Annotated in this window: 12 protein-coding genes; 9 read left to right on the top strand and 3 right to left on the bottom strand. The window is 46.9% G+C overall.

Annotated features, from left to right (window positions below):
* The first annotated feature begins 522 nt into the window (after positions 1-522).
* Together DW835_RS00080 and leuS are read left to right on the top strand one after the other, a co-directional pair.
* On the top strand, positions 523-2,616 hold the full coding sequence (locus DW835_RS00080; protein WP_118539978.1) for an elongation factor G: 2,094 nt from the start codon (positions 523-525) through the stop codon (positions 2,614-2,616).
* 312 nt (positions 2,617-2,928) lie between these two features.
* Entirely contained in the window at positions 2,929-5,340 is a 2,412-nt protein-coding gene (gene leuS, locus DW835_RS00075; protein WP_118669624.1) for a leucine--tRNA ligase, read from the top strand.
* Positions 5,341-5,380: 40 nt separating this feature from the next.
* Here the strand turns inward: leuS and DW835_RS00070 are convergent, their stop codons facing one another.
* The 3 genes from DW835_RS00070 to DW835_RS00060 all read right to left on the bottom strand — a co-directional run bounded on the left by DW835_RS00070 (position 5,381) and on the right by DW835_RS00060 (position 6,557).
* Positions 5,381-5,683 carry a hypothetical protein gene (locus DW835_RS00070; RefSeq protein WP_118669625.1) on the bottom strand — a complete coding sequence of 101 codons (303 nt, stop codon included), beginning with the start codon at positions 5,681-5,683 and terminating at the stop codon, positions 5,381-5,383.
* Positions 5,646-6,137 carry a hypothetical protein gene (locus DW835_RS00065; protein ID WP_118669626.1) on the bottom strand — a complete coding sequence of 164 codons (492 nt, stop codon included), beginning with the start codon at positions 6,135-6,137 and terminating at the stop codon, positions 5,646-5,648. The genes DW835_RS00070 and DW835_RS00065 overlap by 38 nt, the downstream gene beginning before the upstream one ends.
* Before the next feature lie 153 nt (positions 6,138-6,290).
* Positions 6,291-6,557 carry a chorion class high-cysteine HCB protein 13 gene (locus tag DW835_RS00060; RefSeq protein WP_117467173.1) on the bottom strand — a complete coding sequence of 89 codons (267 nt, stop codon included), beginning with the start codon at positions 6,555-6,557 and terminating at the stop codon, positions 6,291-6,293.
* A 162-nt stretch (positions 6,558-6,719) separates the two neighbouring features.
* Between DW835_RS00060 and srtB the strand changes: the two genes are divergently transcribed.
* The 7 genes from srtB (at position 6,720) to DW835_RS00025 (ending at position 19,022) form a co-directional block, all read left to right on the top strand.
* Positions 6,720-8,009: a class B sortase gene (gene srtB, locus DW835_RS00055; protein WP_117569203.1), complete on the top strand. Its 1,290-nt coding sequence runs from the start codon at positions 6,720-6,722 to the stop codon at positions 8,007-8,009.
* A gap of 3 nt (positions 8,010-8,012) precedes the next feature.
* Entirely contained in the window at positions 8,013-12,935 is a 4,923-nt protein-coding gene (locus tag DW835_RS00050) for a leucine-rich repeat protein (protein WP_118669627.1), read from the top strand.
* A 24-nt stretch (positions 12,936-12,959) separates the two neighbouring features.
* Positions 12,960-14,267, top strand: coding sequence for a leucine-rich repeat domain-containing protein (locus tag DW835_RS00045; RefSeq protein WP_182430176.1), 1,308 nt, complete (start codon positions 12,960-12,962; stop codon positions 14,265-14,267).
* Positions 14,268-14,360: 93 nt separating this feature from the next.
* Complete coding sequence (locus DW835_RS00040; protein WP_118730451.1) at positions 14,361-15,281, top strand: S8 family peptidase; 921 nt, start codon at positions 14,361-14,363, stop codon at positions 15,279-15,281.
* 228 nt (positions 15,282-15,509) lie between these two features.
* A complete protein-coding gene (locus tag DW835_RS00035) occupies positions 15,510-16,883 on the top strand; it encodes a 2-isopropylmalate synthase (protein WP_347475465.1) in 1,374 nt (457 codons plus the stop codon).
* Positions 16,884-16,927: 44 nt separating this feature from the next.
* The gene (locus tag DW835_RS00030) at positions 16,928-17,632 is read left to right on the top strand and encodes a GntR family transcriptional regulator (protein WP_022312873.1); all 705 of its coding nucleotides are present in this window, start codon (positions 16,928-16,930) and stop codon (positions 17,630-17,632) included.
* Positions 17,633-17,813: 181 nt separating this feature from the next.
* The gene (locus DW835_RS00025) at positions 17,814-19,022 is read left to right on the top strand and encodes an NADP-dependent isocitrate dehydrogenase (protein WP_118669630.1); all 1,209 of its coding nucleotides are present in this window, start codon (positions 17,814-17,816) and stop codon (positions 19,020-19,022) included.
* Positions 19,023-19,091 lie beyond the last annotated feature (69 nt).

Raw genomic sequence — 19,091 nt, 5'->3', positions numbered from 1 at the left:
GACGTCTGCTTACGGCACTGCTTATTCTTATACCCAGCCGGGGCTACTGTTTTTTTAAAACTTTCCAAAATGCAGAACGCCCATGGCGGACGGAATGTCCTTCCGAGGATGTTTGTCGGGAGGTGGTGATATTTTCTCGAAAAGTGTAGAAAAACAGGGTGGAGCGAACAGGACGTTCGCGACAGGCGGACGTTGCCATGGATGGCAACTGGAGCCGTGCCCGTGCGGTTTAGAACCGCTACTCACTTTTCGTCAGAAAATTCCCACCGGGAGACCTTACATCGAGGAAGGACATTCCGTCCGCCATGGGCGTTCGTGGATTTGTTTCACTAACTCTCAATTTACCTGTCTTGTCCAATTATTCATGCTGCAAAGTTCTGACAACTTACAAAAATATGAAATAATTAACAATATTTACTTGTAATAGAAGCATATATTTAGTAAAATACACGTAAGGGGTTAAAAATCCAATCCAACGGCTGGACAAAATACCCAAAATGCAGAATAAATGGAGGATGGGATATGAATATTTACACAACAGACAAGATCCGTAACGTAGTATTACTGGGCCATGGCGGCAGTGGCAAGACCAGTCTTGCAGAAGCCTTTGGTTATCTGTCCGGTATCACCTCCCGTATGGGCAAGGTAGATGACGGTAATACCCTCAGTGATTACAGTAAAGAAGAACAGAAACGTCATTTCTCTATCAGTACCTCCGTGATCCCCATTGAGTGGGAAGGATACAAGATCAATATTATTGATACACCGGGTTATTTTGATTTCGTGGGAGAAGTGGAAGAGGCAGTCAGTGCCGCAGGAGCAGCCATCATAGTAGTTAACGGCAAGTCCGGCATCGAAGTCGGCACCCAGAAGGCATGGGAGCTTTGCGAGAAATACAAGCTGCCCCGTTTTATCTATGTCTCCAACATGGACGTGGATAATGCCTCCTTCCGTCAGGTAGTGGAAGATATGACTAATCTGTACGGCAAGAAGATGGCACCGTTTCATCTGCCAATCCGTGAGAACGAGAAATTCGTAGGATACATCAATGTTATCACTGAGAGCGGTAACCGCTGGGAGGGTAAGGAAGTTGTTCCCTGTGAGGTACCGGATTACAGCCAGGCCAACCTGCAGATCTGCCGTGATACTCTGATGGAAGCCGTAGCCGAGACCAGTGAAGAATTCATGGAGCGGTATTTCGGCGGAGAGACCTTCTCTGAGGCAGAGATCCGTGCAGCACTCCGTACAAATGTCTGCGATGGCAGCATCGTTCCCATGACCATGGGTTCCAACATCCTGTGTCAGGGTATGTACACACTGTTAGATGATATTGTCAAATACATGCCCAGCCCCGAGAACAGAGAAGTGGCGGGCATCAATTTAAAGACCAATGAGATTTACCATGCGGATTACGATTTCGCCAAGGCAAAATCCGCCTATATCTGGAAGACCATAGTGGATCCTTTCATCGGAAAATACTCTCTGATCAAGGTAAACTCCGGTGTACTTAAGACCGACGACCTGCTGTACAACGTAGACCGTGACATTGAGGAAAAGATCGGCAAAATCTATGTACTGCAGGGCAATAAGCCCATTGAAGTCAGCGAACTGCATGCCGGAGATATCGGAGCACTGGCGAAACTGACCGCAGCGAGAACCGGCAACAGTCTCTCGACCAAGGCAACGACTATTAAATACGGCAAGTTCGATATTTCCACTCCCTATACCTACATGCGGTATAAGCCGAAGAACAAGGCGGATGTGGATAAGATATCCCAGGCATTGCAGAAGATGACTCATGAAGATCTGACCATCCGGGTGGTGAACGATGCGGAGAACCGCCAGACCTTACTTTACGGCATGGGTGACCAGCACCTGGATATCGTGGTCAGCCGTCTGTTAAACGAATACAAAGTAGAGATCGAGCTGTCCAGACCGAAGATCGCATACAAAGAGACTATCAAGAAACAGTCCGATGTGGAATATAAGTACAAGAAACAGTCCGGAGGACACGGTCAGTACGGTCATGTAAAAATGCGTTTTTCACCTTCCGGCGATCTGACCAAACCCTATGAGTTCGCAACAGAAGTCGTAGGTGGCGCGGTACCGAAGAATTTCTTCCCTGCGGTGGAAAAAGGTATTCAGGAATCCGTAGGCAGAGGACCTCTGGCGGCCTACCCGGTAGTCGGTGTCAAAGCGGTACTGTATGATGGATCCTATCATCCGGTAGATTCTTCGGAAATGGCATTTAAGACCGCGGCTATCCAGGCTTTCAAGAAAGGTGTCATGGAAGCAGGCCCCGTTCTGTTGGAGCCCATCATGTCCTTAAAGGTTACCGTGCCGGATGCCTATACCGGAGACATCATGGGAGATCTGAACAAGAGAAGAGGCCGGGTGCTGGGCATGACACCCATGAGCGGCGGCAAGCAGATCATCGAAGCGGATATTCCCATGAGCGGATTATTCGGTTATTGCACAGATCTGCGTTCCATGACCGGAGGCAGAGGGGATTATTCCTATGAATTCGCTCGTTACGAGCAGGCACCTTCCGACGTACAGGAGAAGGAAGTAGCGGCCAGAGCAGCAAAGGTTGCGGAGAACAATGCAGAAGACTAACGAGTAATTACATAACATACACAACAAAAAGAGACCGGTTGGCTTTCCGGTCTCTTTTTCGGTATTGTGCAGTAAATATCATCGATATCGCTGCATCAGATTGATCAGTAATGTGATCCATGCAAACATGATTCATCACCTCTCGTATACAGCATATGCCCCGGCAGACGAAAATATGCAAAAAACCATGCGGATAGAGCCGCAGTCCTTGACAGTATCGGGAAAACACGATAAAATAATCGATAGTTTTTTAACGACTTGAGAACAAAAAATTTAAATAGAAAGCTTCTCATAGTTTAGGAGGAAATAATTATGGCAGTACCTTACAATCACAGAGAGGTAGAGAAAAAATGGCAGACTGTCTGGGATGATGAAAAAGCATTCAAGACTTCCGACGATTTCTCCAAGCCCAAATATTACGCACTGGTAGAGTTCCCTTATCCTTCAGGACAGGGATTACATGTAGGTCATCCGAGACCTTATACTGCACTGGATATCGTAGCACGTAAGCGCAGAATGCAGGGCTATAATGTGCTGTATCCCATGGGATGGGATGCATTCGGTCTCCCTACCGAGAACTACGCGATCAAGAATCATATCCATCCCAAGATCGTAACCAAGAACAACGTGGCAAGATTCAAGAATCAGCTGCATTCCTTAGGTTATTCTTTCGACTGGGACAGAGAGATCAACACCACAGATCCCGAGTATTATCACTGGACCCAGTGGATCTTCTTAAAGCTGTTCAAGGCAGGACTGGCTTACAAAACGGAGATGCCTATCAACTGGTGTACCTCCTGTAAGGTAGGTCTGGCAAATGAGGAAGTAGTGAACGGCGTCTGCGAACGTTGCGGTTCCGAAGTCATCCGTAAGGTCAAGAGCCAGTGGATGTTAAAGATCACCGAATATGCTGACAAGCTGATCCAGGGACTGGATACCGTAGATTATATCGAGCGTGTCAAAGTCTCCCAGAAGAACTGGATCGGTAAGTCCCAGGGTGCCGAGGTTGATTTCACCCTGACAGGCAAGGATGAGAAGCTGCGCATTTACACCACCAGACCGGATACTCTGTTCGGGGTTACTTACATGGTAGTATCTCCGGAGCATCCTGTTCTGGATAAATATAAAGATGAGATCAAGAACTGGGATGACATCGTGGCATATCGCGAGATGGCTGCGAAGAAGTCCGATTTTGAACGTACCGAACTGGCAAAGGATAAGACCGGTGTCTGCATTCAGGGCCTGACCGCTACCAACCCCGTGAATGGCAAGGAAATCCCTGTTTGGGTATCCGATTATGTACTGATGACTTACGGTACCGGCGCTATCATGGCAGTTCCTGCCCACGATGAGAGAGACTGGGAGTTCGCGAAGAAATTCGGTATGCCTATCATTGAAGTTGTTGCAGGAAGCCCTGTCAGCGTAGAAGAAGCTGTATATACCGATGTGGCTGACGGTACTCTCGTGAATTCCGATTTCCTGAACGGTCTGTCTGTGGCAGAAGCCAAAGAGAAGATCATGAACTATCTGGAAGAGAAGGGCATCGGTAACCGCAAGACCAATTATAAATTAAGAGACTGGGTATTCTCCAGACAGCGTTACTGGGGTGAGCCGATCCCTATCGTACATTGCGATAAGTGCGGATATGTTCCCATTGATGAGAGCGAACTTCCTCTGCAGTTACCCGATGTAGAGAGCTACATGCCTACCGATACCGGAGAATCTCCTCTGGCTGCCATGACTGACTGGGTAAATACCACCTGTCCCTGCTGTGGCGGTCCGGCAAAGAGAGAGACCGATACCATGCCTCAGTGGGCAGGTTCTTCCTGGTATTACCTGCGTTATACCGATCCTCACAATGACAAGGCACTGGCAAGTCCTGAAGCATTGAAGTACTGGCTGCCGGTTGACTGGTACAACGGCGGTATGGAACATACCACACTGCATCTGCTGTACTCCCGTTTCTGGCATAAGTTCCTGTATGATCAGGGCGTAGTACCTACTCCCGAACCTTACCAGAAGAGAACCAGCCACGGTATGATCCTTGGCTCCAACGGCGAGAAGATGTCCAAGTCCCGTGGCAACGTTGTAAACCCGGATGACATCGTACAGGATTACGGTGCAGATACTCTGCGTACCTATGAGATGTTCATCGGCGCTTTTGATCTGAGCGCTTCCTGGAGTGAGGAAGGCGTAAAGGGCTGCCGCAGATTCCTGGAGAGAGTATGGAAGTTACAGGATATTCTGACATCCGAGGAAGGCTACAGCGCAGATCTGGAGACCAAGATGCACCAGACCATCAAGAAGGTCAGCAGCGATTTCGAGAACCTGAAGTACAACACCGCCATCGCGGCTATGATGTCCCTGATCAATGAGTTCTACAAGAAGAACTCTATTACCAGAGGCGAATACAAGACACTGCTTACTCTGCTGAACCCCGTGGCTCCTCATATCACCGAGGAACTGTGGCAGACTGCCGGATTCGAAGGCAGACTGTATCAGGCAGCATGGCCTGAGTACGAGGAAGAGAAGACCGTAGAGAACGTAGTGGAGATCGGTGTTCAGGTCAACGGCAAGATGCGTGTGACTATCAATGTTTCCAAGGATGAGACCAAGGAAAACGTCATCGCTATGGCAAAAGAAGCTCTGGGTGACAAGCTGACCGGCAACATTGTAAAAGAAATCTATGTTCCCGGTAGAATCGTCAACATCGTAGCAAAATAGTTCAGCCATGGGCAAATAATAAAATAACTCCTGACAGACATTAAGTCTGCCGGGAGTTATTTTTTTGTGATCGGCTTTTCTCCAGAATATTTTCAATCTGACGAAGTTCCGATTCCGTACTGTATTTTTTGATAGCGGTGATGGCAGCCTGCATTTCCTGCGGGGTAAAAGTCAGGTGTTCCTGTTTCGCTTTACGCATGGCGGGCATGAGAAATGCCATCATTTCTTTTTGAGTTTTACCGTGCCCCTGGGCAAAAAGTTTCGAGAGAAAATCCAGTTTTTCTCTGGGGATGTCCTTCACGAGATCATCCTGCATCCAGAGGGGTGTCTTGGAATAGTCCATTTTTCTGACCTCCTGTGTCTGATTTTGCAGTGGAAAAAAGACCGGACAACATAGACGGATCCATGCCGGAGAGATCGGAGAAGCCCTCCGGGAACAATTCCTGCATGGTCTGCACCATTTCCATCATTTCCTGGAAATTATGAATATTGTCCATCATTTGTACGATTTGTTGAAGAGCTGATTTCTGAGTCTCGTCGCACAAGGGTATGAGATCATTACACAGTTCAGTGGCAGTTTCTTCGTTTGCAGAAGAGGGAGCAATGCACAGAGAAGTCTCCGGATGCCTGCGAAAAAGTGTAAGCGTGTATTGCAACTCCGACATTTTTATGTAAACAGCAAGTCCTTTCAGCAGCCGGGGATCCATATAATAAGCCAGTATTTTCAGAATCTGAATGCGGTTGGAAGTGAATAATGTGTCAAAGGCCGCCGCCTTGTCGATTCTCTTATCATCCATGTACCGATACCTTCCTGCAAAAGAGTTACTAGTATTTTATGAGAGCGGCAGCATGCTTATGCCGATCAATCACTTCGGGGTACAGAAAAGTCCGTACCCCGGAGTGATCGTGCCTACAAAGCTCCGGGAGATCCCGGAAAGCAGTATCAGAGATTAGCAACCGCAACCGTTGTTGTTACCGCAGCCACCGCCGCAGAAGCAGGACAGAAGCAGGATCCAGATCAGCCATTCACAGCAGTCATTGCCGCCGCAGCCATTGTTGTTGCCCAGCAGTCCGCAGCCGTTGTTGTTACCGCAGCCACCGCCGCAGAACAGCAGCAGGATGATCCAGATGCAGCTGTTGCCGAAGATACCGTTACCACAGTTGTTATTGCCGCAGGAATTATTGCAGCCGCAATTTGTAGCAGTTAAGTCACTCATTTTTAGTGCCTCCACATTTTATTTATGCTCTATTGTATGCGGGGGAGCCTGTCAATGTTTCCGGAAAAGACTTGCAATAATTTCTGGATATAGTAAAATATAGATATCTATATAGACATGCATAGATTGTGAAAAGACAGATTTTAAATTAAGGATAGATAGATGGCACAGAAGATATATGTGGTAGAGGGGCGAAAGTTCCGCACGGAGGCGGATTATCAGAATGCCCTGAAGGATCAGCAGGTGATCGAGAATCTTCGGGTACAGACGAAGAAGATGAGCCTGGCAGATCAGAAGAAACTGCTGGAAGTGATCCGCAGCGGCAGGTGTAGATTCCATAGTATTCTGGGACAGGATTACATGGAAGAGCTGTCGGAGGACATTCAAAGACAGGAAGGAAAAGTACCGGAAACATCTCCGGCGAAAGGACATTTTCTTCAGAAAGAAAATACAAAAACAATCGGGAAGGCCCAAACTCCCAAAAATAAAAAAGAAGCATCAAAGAAAAAAGAAACTGTAAAAAAAGAAAGTCCTGATAAAAAAGTTCCCAAAAAGAGGCCGACAACAAAAAAGAAGACTTCTGTGAAGAAGAAAGCAGAACCGCAGTTTGACGAGTCAGAGATTGACAAAATCGTTCAGGAAGAATTGAAAAAACAGGAGAAACGAAGGAAACTTCTTGTGGTCTGTTGCAGTGTGATCGCAGTGGCATGCCTTGGCTATTTCGGAATTTATAACTGGTATAACATCCGTACTGCCGATAATTACAAGCAATTAAGTGAATTGAAGGATAAAGAGCCGGAAACCGGTCAGAATCAGGATCCTGTGATCCATTACACCGCGGATGAAACGCAGAGTACGCCCCCTCCGGTACTGGATGAATATAAAAATTTATTAAATAAGAACAAAAGACTAATCGGATGGGTAAAAATTGACGATACTAATATAGATTACCCTGTAATGCAGACAACGGATAATGAATATTATCTGGATCATAATCTGAATCAGGAGTATGATAAGAACGGATCCATTTTTATGGACAAGGACTGTGATGTGCTCAAGCCCAGCACGAACTTCATTTTATATGGACATCATATGAAGAGCGGGCAGATGTTCGGAAGCTTATCTTCATACAGCGAACAGAGCTATTGTGAGAAACATCCCTACATACAGTTTGACACCATCTATGAAAAAGGCCTGTATGAGATCATGTATGTATTCAGATCCCGGGTCTATAGTGAAGATGAAATCGTATTTAAATATTATCAGTTTATAGACGCCCAGAGCGAGCAGGAATTTGACTCCTATATGAATGATATGGCAGAGATGTCATTATATGACACAGGAGTCACAGCTTCGTTCGGTGACCAGCTTTTAACACTGTCCACCTGTGATTACCAGGAGAAAAACGGCAGATTTGTAGTGGTTGCCAAAAAGGTGACGACAAAGGAGTAAAGGATGACTAAGGGTAAAAAGAAGACTAACAGAAGATTAAAAAGGACAGTAAGGAAAACCCTGGGAACATTGTTCCTGATCTCAGCGATCGTAGTGGCAGCGATTCCTACGGAAGGACTGCGTGCGGAGGAAGATGCTGTGGCACAGGCGGCAGGACATACACATGCCGCTACACATACTTCCGGCAGTGCAAAATACAAGGTATCCATCCGGAAAGATGCGTCGGAGAAGGCAGCGGATCTGAAGGCTGGAAGCAATGTCCCGACTATGGATTCATTGATTCCTGTAGTTCCTTCGGGAACAACGATCTATACCACCAGTACGAATGCTGACGGAAGCAACTATCAGTTCGCATATATGGCAGTAAACGGTGTATGGTCAGCCATTCTGCTGGGGTATAATAAGGACAATACTCTGCCGAACAATACGCTGACGATCCCTAATAAAGTAAATGCGTACATACAGCCTACCGGCAACCTTGGTACCGGTAACGGTTATGTGGCAGCCAACATAAAAGGGGAGCCACTTTATTATGAAGCAACAACGGAATACACCCGTATGGTAGATGATATAACCAAGCCAAGATATCAAGATGATGGGAAAACACCGTTGGTGGATGCTACCGGTAAGCAGTTGTATGAACAGAAGGAAGAAACTTATAAAGTAGGAGAGATAAAACCCTGTTATGCTACTGATAATGCATGGAAGGATCTGGATGTTTTAACACAGTTTTATTATTATTCCAAGGGAGCTAACGGTTCCAGCGTAAATGGTGCGGAGGACGGTAAGGGAAACGCAGCAGTATATGCCGATTATGCGATCGCAACTGACAGTGATCACCAGTGGATCAAAGATGCGGAAGTAAAATATATCGGCAACCAGTACCTGGATTCTGCATTTGATGCCCTGACAAATACAAATAAATGGAGTGTTCCAACAGACGGAGGCTATATTACAGCAGCAACTGCTTCCAAGGGTATCTTTGCACAGGCCGGTAATATCGGAACGCTGATCATCGGAGAGGATTTGGTAGGCATCGGTAACTATGCTTTTTATGAATGCACAGGTCTGAATGATGTAGAGTTTGGTAATGGTATTACCGTTATTGGCAACTATGCTTTTGCCGGATGCGGCAGTATGAGAGATGTGTCTATTCCGGAAAAATGTAATCTCGGTCAGATCGGAGACCATGCCTTTTATAACTGTACCAACCTTACAAGCTTTACTTTACCAATAAGTGTAAAGTATATCGGAGATTATGCTTTCGCAGAATGCCGTTTCTTAAGTGATTTTGAAATGTGCAATTCCGGTGACGGAACCAGTGCAAGTAATTTGAAGGAGCTGGGGTGGAATGTATTTGAAAACTGTGAGACCCTTTCTTCTCTGACCTTCCCGGAGAGTTACAATGAAGCTCTGGATATTTCAGCCTTTAAGGGATGTAAGAATCTGAGACACATTACTGCCCGCAGCAAGCAGATGACGTTTACGGAGAAAGAAGATGGGGATGTCTATTGCTTTGACTGCTTTAAGGATATGCTGTCCGGAGATCCGGTAAACGGAACCTTCTACTTTGAAAGCAGGGATGATTCCACACTGCATACCTTCACCAGAGATCATTGTTTTGCATTCAGTTATATTGATTATGATTCCGAGGCAAATCAGTATAAAAGCCTGAATAAATATGAACTTACGGTTCAGGATCTGAATGTGACAGGGGAGAAAGGAAGATCTACTTATGTAGTAAATTCCAACAATGTACTGATATCCAGTACGGTAGGAGAAAATGTATCGAGGCTAGAGATCCCGGATCCTATCGGACCTTATCATATTTATAATATTGACGCCAATACTTTTGCCAACAACTGTAATCTGACCATGGTATCACTGCCTGCCAGTGTTGTATCTGTAGGGGATAACGCTTTCAAAGGATGTCATAATCTGGCAACGGTGATCTTCAATAACAGTTCAGTGGCAATAGGAACAGATGCATTTAAAACGCAGGATTATACAGGAGCAGCGCACAGAGGCAATTGCCCTGGAAAGGTAGAAGTCGACAGTGATAATTCTCCGAAGGTAAAGCTTACCTTTGTCGGAGAAGTTTCGCCGAGCTCCACACCTTACCTGTATGCCATGAGTGAAGATGGAAGATATAATAACAGCAGTCAGCTGAAGACTTATGTCAGATATTGCAGCGGCTGGCCGACCAATCTGGTAGTACAGTACAATGAGGAAAAGGGTGTCAGCGAGCTGATCGATTTCCCTGCTTTTTCACAACTGAGCGGATATACAAATGAAACAAACTATCCTTATCTTACAGCTGCCCAGATAGAGGCGGCAAAAACTGCCTTGAGCAAATATTTGAATGGTGAGCCCAGGACGGAGGATCAGCAGCAGTTTATTGATTCCGCACTGAATGTTGTAATACCTGAAGGTATCCAGGCGATTAAGGACGGACTGTTTGTAGCTAAAGAAGATGCAGATGCTGCAAGCCTTAAGGAAGACAAGACAGTTACGATATACGGTCTGGATGCCATCGAGGTAAATGACTTTAGAAGTGCAGACGGTACCAAAGCTGCAGCACATTTGAAGGGAATTAACATTCTTGGCAATACAGCATCTATTGCAGCCAATGCTTTTGAGGGCTGTGAGAAACTGGAAACGGTCAATATCACCGGAAATATGAGCTCCATCGGGGACTATGTCTTTAAGGATTGTCCTGCCCTGAATGATGTGACATTGTCCGGAACGATCAACAGTCTGGGACTGATTCCTTTTACCGGATGTGACAAATTGAGTAATGTATCGTTCTTAGGAAACGATTATTTCAGCTGCGATAATTCCATTATTTATGGAATGAGTGGCGGTGCCAAAGCAAGGATTATTGAGTGCCTGGAAGGCAGAACCAGTAAATATGTAAAGCCTTCTGAACTGGCAGGGGTTACTTCCATTGCACCCAGAGCATTCCAGGGATGTGATGCCCTGAGAGAAATCGATCTCACGGAAAGTAAGATTACAACGGTGCCGGAATATGCCTTTGCAGATACAGCGGAAATGCGTACGATTAAGCTGCCCACTACCTGTACCACTATTGAAGATTATGCGTTCAAGAAAAGCGGTATGGAGCGGTTGGAGGCGAGTCAGTATCTGAACCTTATCGGCCAGCATGCATTTGATGATCTGCTCAAGGCAAATCCGAAACCAGAGGATGTGGTGATCTGCAGTCCGGAAAACAGTTACTTGTATAATTACGCAAAGTTAAAGGGTTTTACAGTAGATACTACTCCCTTGGTAGAGTATTTTACCGTTAACTTCAGAGACTGGAATGAAGAATTAGGCAGCTATGCTCTGGTACCTGATGCAGAGCAGAGAGTTAAGGGCGGTGAAGCTGCAACGCCTCCAACTCCGGCAGGTAAGAGTGGAGAGGTGTTCCAGTATTGGGATCCGGATCCCAGTGAAATCACAGCAGATGTTACAATTACTGCTATGTACAGCAAGGAAGATCCCGATGCCAACAAGCTGACGGTAACCTTTGAAGACTGGGATGGTACTGTCATTAAGGAAATCAAAGTGTCCTCCGGCGGCAGCATCGCAGATGCGGATCTGCCCAATACCTCCAATCTGGTGAGAGACGGTTATGTCTTCACCGGATGGGACAGAGAACTGACCAATATTACAGAGTCCTTTACCACCAGAGCAGTATACAAAGCTCTGAGTGAAGACGATATTGTCATCCGTTATATTAATAGCGTGACCAAGGAAGTATTCTATCAGACCACGATCAAGAAGGGATCTGTTGCACCCAGCATTCAGACTCCTACGGTCAGCGGATATACTTTCAAGGAATGGTTACCGGATATTGCAACGGCACTTACCGAAGATACAGATTTCTATGCGGTATATGAGGCCAGTAGTTCCAATAACGGTGGAACGACCAGCCCGGGAACCGGTACCAGTCCGAATCCCGGCACCAGCACCAGCCCGGGAACCAGTACCAGCCCCGGAACGAACGGTACGACAGCTAAGATGTATACCCTGACTGTTAAGAACGGATCCGGATCCGGAAGCTACATAGCAGGTTCACAGCCGATCATCGTAGCGAATGACCCTGCGGCAAACCAGCAGTTCAGCAGCTGGTCCATTGATCCCGGTAATACGAAGATTGCCAGCAAGGTATTGTCTGCTACAGTAATCACCATGCCGGAAGCAAATGTAACTGTAACTGCAAACTATACGGCAAAATCAAATAGTGGCAACAGAACCAGTACTTCTACCGGAAGCGGTAATTCTACGAATTCCAATTCCAACAGAAGACCGAACAGTACTACAACAGGAAATGTCTCCGGCGGCAGAACCACCGTTGTCATTGACAAGAACGGTCTGTCCAATACCGGCGTGGTATCTGCTACGGTAAACGGATCTTCCGATAACTTTGTGATCAAGATCACTGAGAGCGCATCTGCTTCCGAGGAAGTAGTAAAGGCGCTGATGGCAGAGTATGGCAACGATATTAGTGCCATCAAGTATTTCCCGATGGATATCAGTCTCTATGATTCCACCGGCAATAACAAGATCACGGATACTACAGGTTTGTCCATCAGCATTACCCTGCCGATCCCGGATTCTCTGATCACCTATGCAGGTAACAACAAGGTGGCAGGAGTGGTGAACAGTAAGTTAGACAAGCTGACACCGAAGTTCTCCACGATTTCCGGAGTATCCTGCATTACCTTTACGGCGGAGCATTTCTCACCGTATGTGATCTATGTGGATACGAACAACCTGACAGCCGGAACAATCGCAGACAGCACTCCTAAGACCGGAGATGCCATTCATCCGAAGTGGTTCCTGTCTCTGGGTCTTGCATGTCTGTCCATAGTATTCTTCATGAAGAAGGATAAGAAGACTCTGCGCAAGGCCAGAGCCTAGTGAAAATAAAGGATGGGAAGGTTTATGAATCATAAAAAGTGGGTAGTTGCATTGGCATTGATAGCTACCGCATTGATCCTGACACATCTTCCTGTGTCGGAGGCAGATGCGGCAGCGTCTGCCTCCGATTTTCAGATTGAAGGCAGTACACTGACAAAATACAGAGGAAGCGATGAACGTGTCACGATTCCCGATACAGTGGAAGTCGTGGGTGAGAGTGCTTTTGAAAATAACCAGAAGGTACAGTTTGTTGTGGTTCCCAAATCTGTGAAACGACTGGATGCCTATGTGTTCTGGGGCTGTAATAATCTGGAAGAGGTTGTACTTGGTAAAGGTCTTACCTCAGTGGATGAATATGCTTTTTCAGGATGCACCGGACTGAAACAGATCACGATCCCTGAGAATGTACAGAGTATTGATGCACAGGCATTTGCCGGATGTACGAACCTTACGGATATTTATATTCCGGACACGGTGACAAGCATCGCAGACGATGCATTCTTAAATTGTGATAACGTAACGATTCATGCGGACGAAGGCAGCGTGGCTGAAAAGTTTGCACAGAAGCTGGCAGAGCAGAAAAGTCAGAGTCCTCTGGTAACGGCAGCGCCGACGGCGACACCGGCGGCAGACGGAACTTCGGATTCACAGGCAACAACAGAGCCTGCCCCCACTGAAACGCCGACCCCTGCACCGACACCGGTGCCCGGAAATGTGCTCGGCAGTACCTTTGTCGTAGGAAATCATGCGATGGTTATGATGCTGCCTGAGGAAGAAACTGTGCAACAGGGCTATACGGAACCGGTAGCAGGACAGGAGACTGACGGTGAACCGCAGGATATCACAGCGGAAACAGAAGACGGAAAAATTCCGGAATGGAAATATTACAGGAACCAGTCGGTAGGAGCAGTGAGCATACCGGAGGGAACGACCGAAATCGGACGTTTTGCTTTTTCCAGAAGTTCTGTACAGTCGATTACTTTACCGGAAGGTGTGACCACTATTGATTATGCAGCATTTTATCACTGTGATGATCTGAGTAGTGTGATATTGCCGGATACGGTGACCCGGGTGGAAGCCAAGGCATTTACGCATACCGGATGGATGGATGATTTTGAAGAAAACAGCATGGATGATTACCTGATCAGCGGGGACATTCTGGTGGCTTACAAGGGGGATCTTCCCGAAGTGACCATACCGGATGGTGTTCGTGTGATCGCTGATGAAGTGTTCCGCAGCCATACGGAACTGAAAAAGGTGCATCTGCCTGCAAGTGTCACCAATATCGGTGACAGCGCATTCCCGGAGGGAATCGAAATTATAAATGAATAAGGGTCAGATTTTACCGACACCAGGATAAGAAACCGGCATAAGATAGAATAAGTCTTATGCCGGTTTTGTCTTATTTTACGGGGAAGGAACAAGATGCAGCGGGTAAGGGAACAGGTACAGGTGCCGGAACAATTGCATAGTGGGGCAGGACGTGTGAAATCTGTGACTGTTGCTGTGCTGGATACCGGAATTGCTTATCATCCGGATCTGGTAGGACGGCTGCTTGCTTTTTCCGACTTTGTAGAAGGCCGTTCCTTTCCGTATGACGATAATGGACACGGGACACATGTCTGCGGGATTGTATGCGGAAGCGGAGAACTGTCCGGAGGAAGATTTCGCGGAATGGCACCGGAGGCAAAGCTTGTGGTGGGAAAAGTGCTGGACAGACAGGGGGAGGGCTCCTGTGATTCCATGCAGGAAGCACTGGAATGGGTACTGCGGGTGAAAAACAGGTATGGAATCCGTGTCCTGAATATCTCTGTGGGGATCGGAGACCTGAAGGAACGTTACAAGGAGCAGATGCTGCGAAAATCTCTGGAATTGTTGTGGGATCATAATATTCTCGTGGTCTGTGCTGCAGGCAATACCGGTCCGGAGGACGGTAGTATTTCGGAGATGGCCAGTAGCAGAAAGGTTCTGACGGTGGGTTGTCATGACGGAAGATATTGTAAAAATGATCCCGGAAGGTGTGAGACGTACTCCGGCAGGGGCAGAAGATATGATGTGACCCGTAAACCGGATATTGTGGCTCCGGGGACAAGGATTCTGTCCTGTAATGCTTTCTGGCAGAACCGGAACGGCAGAATCTACAGACCCTATGTAGCAAAAAGCGGCACATCCATGGCAACACCCATTGTATCCGGGGCGGCAGCCCTTGCTATGGAAAAATATCCGGGAATTATCAATGAAGAATTTGTTCGTCTGCTGTCCCTTACAGCTACCGATCTGGGAGAGCCGTGGAACAAGCAGGGCTTCGGCATGCTTAATGTACGGAGATTATTAGAAAACAAGTAAAAGGATAAAATCACTGGGAAAAATAAAAAATATGATTAAAATAAGTCAATAAAATAAATACCAAAGATATTGACACAAATGGTATGATTGTATACAATGATACGAGAACTGCAAAATGTATTTTTACTGCGCAGAGTAAAAATTATAAAATCTTGCAGATATCGAATGTCAGGGAAGAGAGGTATACCAATGAGAGAAAGTGATGCATTTCAGAATCGTCCGGTCTCCATGAATCCGAAGAACAACCTTTTGGAGATTGAAGAGCATATGTACATACTGGATGATGTGGAGAAGCCGAACGTGTTCCGTAACATGTTCCCTTATTCCGAAATCCCCAAAATACCTTTTAATGATCGTATCGTGCCTCATAACATGCCAAAGGATATCTGGATCACAGATACTACCTTCAGAGACGGACAGCAGTCCAGAGCACCTTATACCACAGAGCAGATCGTAAAGATCTATGACTATCTGCATGAACTGGGTGGCCCCAACGGAATGATCCGTGCCAGTGAATTTTTCCTGTACAGCAAGAAGGACAGAGACGCTGTTTATAAATGTATGGAGAGGGGATACAAGTTCCCCGAAGTTACCAGCTGGATCCGTGCCAGCAAGGAGGACTTTAAGCTGGTAAAAGAGATCGGAATGAAGGAGACTGGCATTCTGGTCAGCTGTTCCGATTATCATATTTTCCTGAAATTAAAAATGACCAGAAGACAGGCCATGGATCACTATTTAAGCGTTATCCGTGACTGCCTGGAGGAGGGGATCAGCCCCAGATGTCATCTGGAGGATATCACCAGAGCGGATATCTACGGTTATGTGGTTCCGTTCTGCCTGGAACTGATGAAACTGATGAAGGAGTATCAGATCCCCATCAAGGTCCGGGCCTGCGATACCATGGGATACGGTGTCAACTATCCCGGTGCCGTTATTCCCCGTAGTGTACAGGGTATCATTTACGCAATCCATACCCACGCAGGTGTGCCGCATGAGCTGATCGAATGGCATGGTCACAATGACTTTTACAAGGCGGTGTCCAATTCCACCACAGCATGGTTGTACGGTTGTTCCGGTGTAAATACCTCACTGTTTGGTATCGGTGAGCGTACCGGTAATACACCGCTGGAGGCAATGGTATTCGAATATGCACAGTTGAAGGGTGATCTGAACGGTATGAATACCCGTGTCATCACGGAGCTGGCAGAGTACTATGAGAAGGAGATCGGCTATCAGATCCCGCCCAGAACCCCGTTTGTCGGCAAGAATTTCAACGTGACCAGAGCCGGTATCCATGCGGACGGTCTGCTTAAGAACGAAGAGATCTACAACATTTTCGATACCGAGAAATTCCTGAATCGTCCGGTATTGTGCGCTATTTCCAATACCTCCGGTCTGGCAGGTATCGCACACTGGCTGAACACCTATTATAAGTTAAAGGGAGACAAGCAGGTACAGAAGACTTCCGAACTGGTAGCGGAGATCAAAAAGTGGGTAGACGAGGAGTACGCCGGTGGACGTGTCACCGTGCTTACGGATGAAGAGATCGTGGCCTGCGTCAACCGTATCTGCCTGGAGAAGAACCTGAAGATCGGTGAGTAAGAAAATATGGCGGCATTTTTTGCTGCCCGGAAATGAGGATTATAGTGAGTAAGTATGATGTAAAGCAGGAAGTAACGGATAAGTTCTCCCTGCGGGGACGGGTATTTCACAAGCTGAGAGAGGACATCTTAAGCGGAAAATATCAGGAACATGAAGAATTGAAAGAAGTGGCCATTGGTGAGGAAATGGGAGTCAGCAGAACCCCCGTCAGAGAGGCGTTCCGGCAGCTGGAGCTGGAGGGACTGATTCAGATCATCCCGAACAAGGGAGCCTATGTTACCGGCATTACTCAGAAGGATGTGAAGGATATTTACATGATCCGTTCCCTGCTGGAAGGTCTGTGCGCCCGTTGGGCTACGGAACATATCACCAAGGAGCAGATGGAAGAGATGGAAGAGAATGTCTATCTGTCCAAGTTCCATGCCCAGAAGGGGCATCTGGAGCAGCTGGCGGAGTTAGATAATCGTTTCCATGATATTCTGTATGAGGCATGTGACAGCAAGATGCTGGAGCATCAGCTGAAGGACTTCCATCAGTATGTCCTGCGTGTCCGCAAGAAAACATTGGCCAGTGCCAACCGCGGTCCCAAATCCAATGAAGAGCATGAGCAGATCATGGAGGCCATCAAGGCAGGCAATGCCGATCTGGCAGAGCAGCTGGCACACCAGCACATGATCAACGCCTATGACAACATGGTGAAAAACGGTCTGAACGAGGCCTATGCACAGCAGGATAAGCCGCAGGAATAGGTTGCTTGTCTGTGAAAATTACTGTAGAATGTAATTATTCAGAGCCAATGGGCGAAGTAACCACATGAGCAAATAACATGCAGGCATGTTATTCGGTGAAGCCTTGCAGAAGCGATTTTGCCAATGTGGTTCTGGATAGCTATTGCAAAGTAAAAGAATAAATACCGGAAAGGAAATCATTATGGAAAAGATCAAAATGACAACCCCTCTCGTAGAGATGGACGGAGACGAAATGACCAGAATCCTCTGGCAGATGATCAAGGATGAACTGTTACTGCCTTACATCGATCTGAAGACAGAGTACTATGATCTTGGACTGGAGCATCGTAATGAGACCGATGATCAGGTAACCGTGGATTCTGCCAATGCCACATTGAAGTACGGCGTTGCTGTAAAATGTGCGACCATTACCCCCAACGCTGCCAGAATGACAGAGTATAATCTGAAGGAAATGTGGAAGAGTCCCAACGGAACCATCCGTGCGATCTTAGACGGTACTGTATTCCGTGCACCGATTCTGGTAAAGGGTATCGTTCCTTATGTCAAGAACTGGACCAAGCCCATTACCATTGCCCGTCATGCTTACGGCGATGTGTATAAAAATACTGAGATCAAGGTACCCGGCCCCGGTAAGGCAGAACTGGTATTTACTGCAGCAGACGGCACCGAGACCCGTGAACTGATCCATAATTTCGACGGAGCCGGTATCATTCAGGGTATCCACAATACCAATAAATCCATCGAGAGCTTTGCAAGAGCATGCTTCAGCTATGCGGTAGATACGAAGCAGGATCTGTGGTTCTCCACCAAGGACACCATTTCCAAAAAATACGATCATACCTTCAAGGATATTTTTCAGGAGATCTATGATAACGAGTATAAGGCTAAATTTGAGGAACTGGGCATCGAATATTTCTACACTCTGATCGATGATGCCGTAGCCCGTGTCATCCGTTCTGAGGGCGGATTCATCTGGGCATGTAAGAACTACGATGGTGATGTAATGTCCGATATGGTAGCTACCGCTTACGGCGATCTGTCCATGATGACCTCTGTACTGGTATCTCCCAGCGGCGTTTATGAGTACGAGGCTGCTCATGGAACTGTACAGCGTCATTACTACAAGCACTTAAAGGGTGAAGAGACCTCCACCAACTCCATTGCTACCATCTACGCATGGACCGGAGCTCTCAGAAAGCGCGGCGAGCTGGATCAGATCCCCGAACTGTGTAACTTCGCAGACAAGCTGGAGCAGGCATGCATTAAGACCATTGAGGATGGCAAGATGACCAAGAGCCTGTCCCTGATCTCCACTTGTGAGCATCCTGTGATCCTCAACAGCCTGGATTTCATCAAGGCCATCAGAGAGACACTGGACAGACTGCTGTAAAAATAAAATGGAAGAAATGGATGCTTCCCTGTAGGAATGGGGGCATCCGTTTTTGGTGTACACCCAAAG

This window comes from Clostridium sp. AM34-9AC (assembly GCF_003480225.1).
GTDB lineage: Bacteria > Bacillota > Clostridia > Lachnospirales > Lachnospiraceae > Acetatifactor > Acetatifactor acetigignens.
This window is presented reverse-complemented; position numbering and strand designations above follow the sequence as displayed.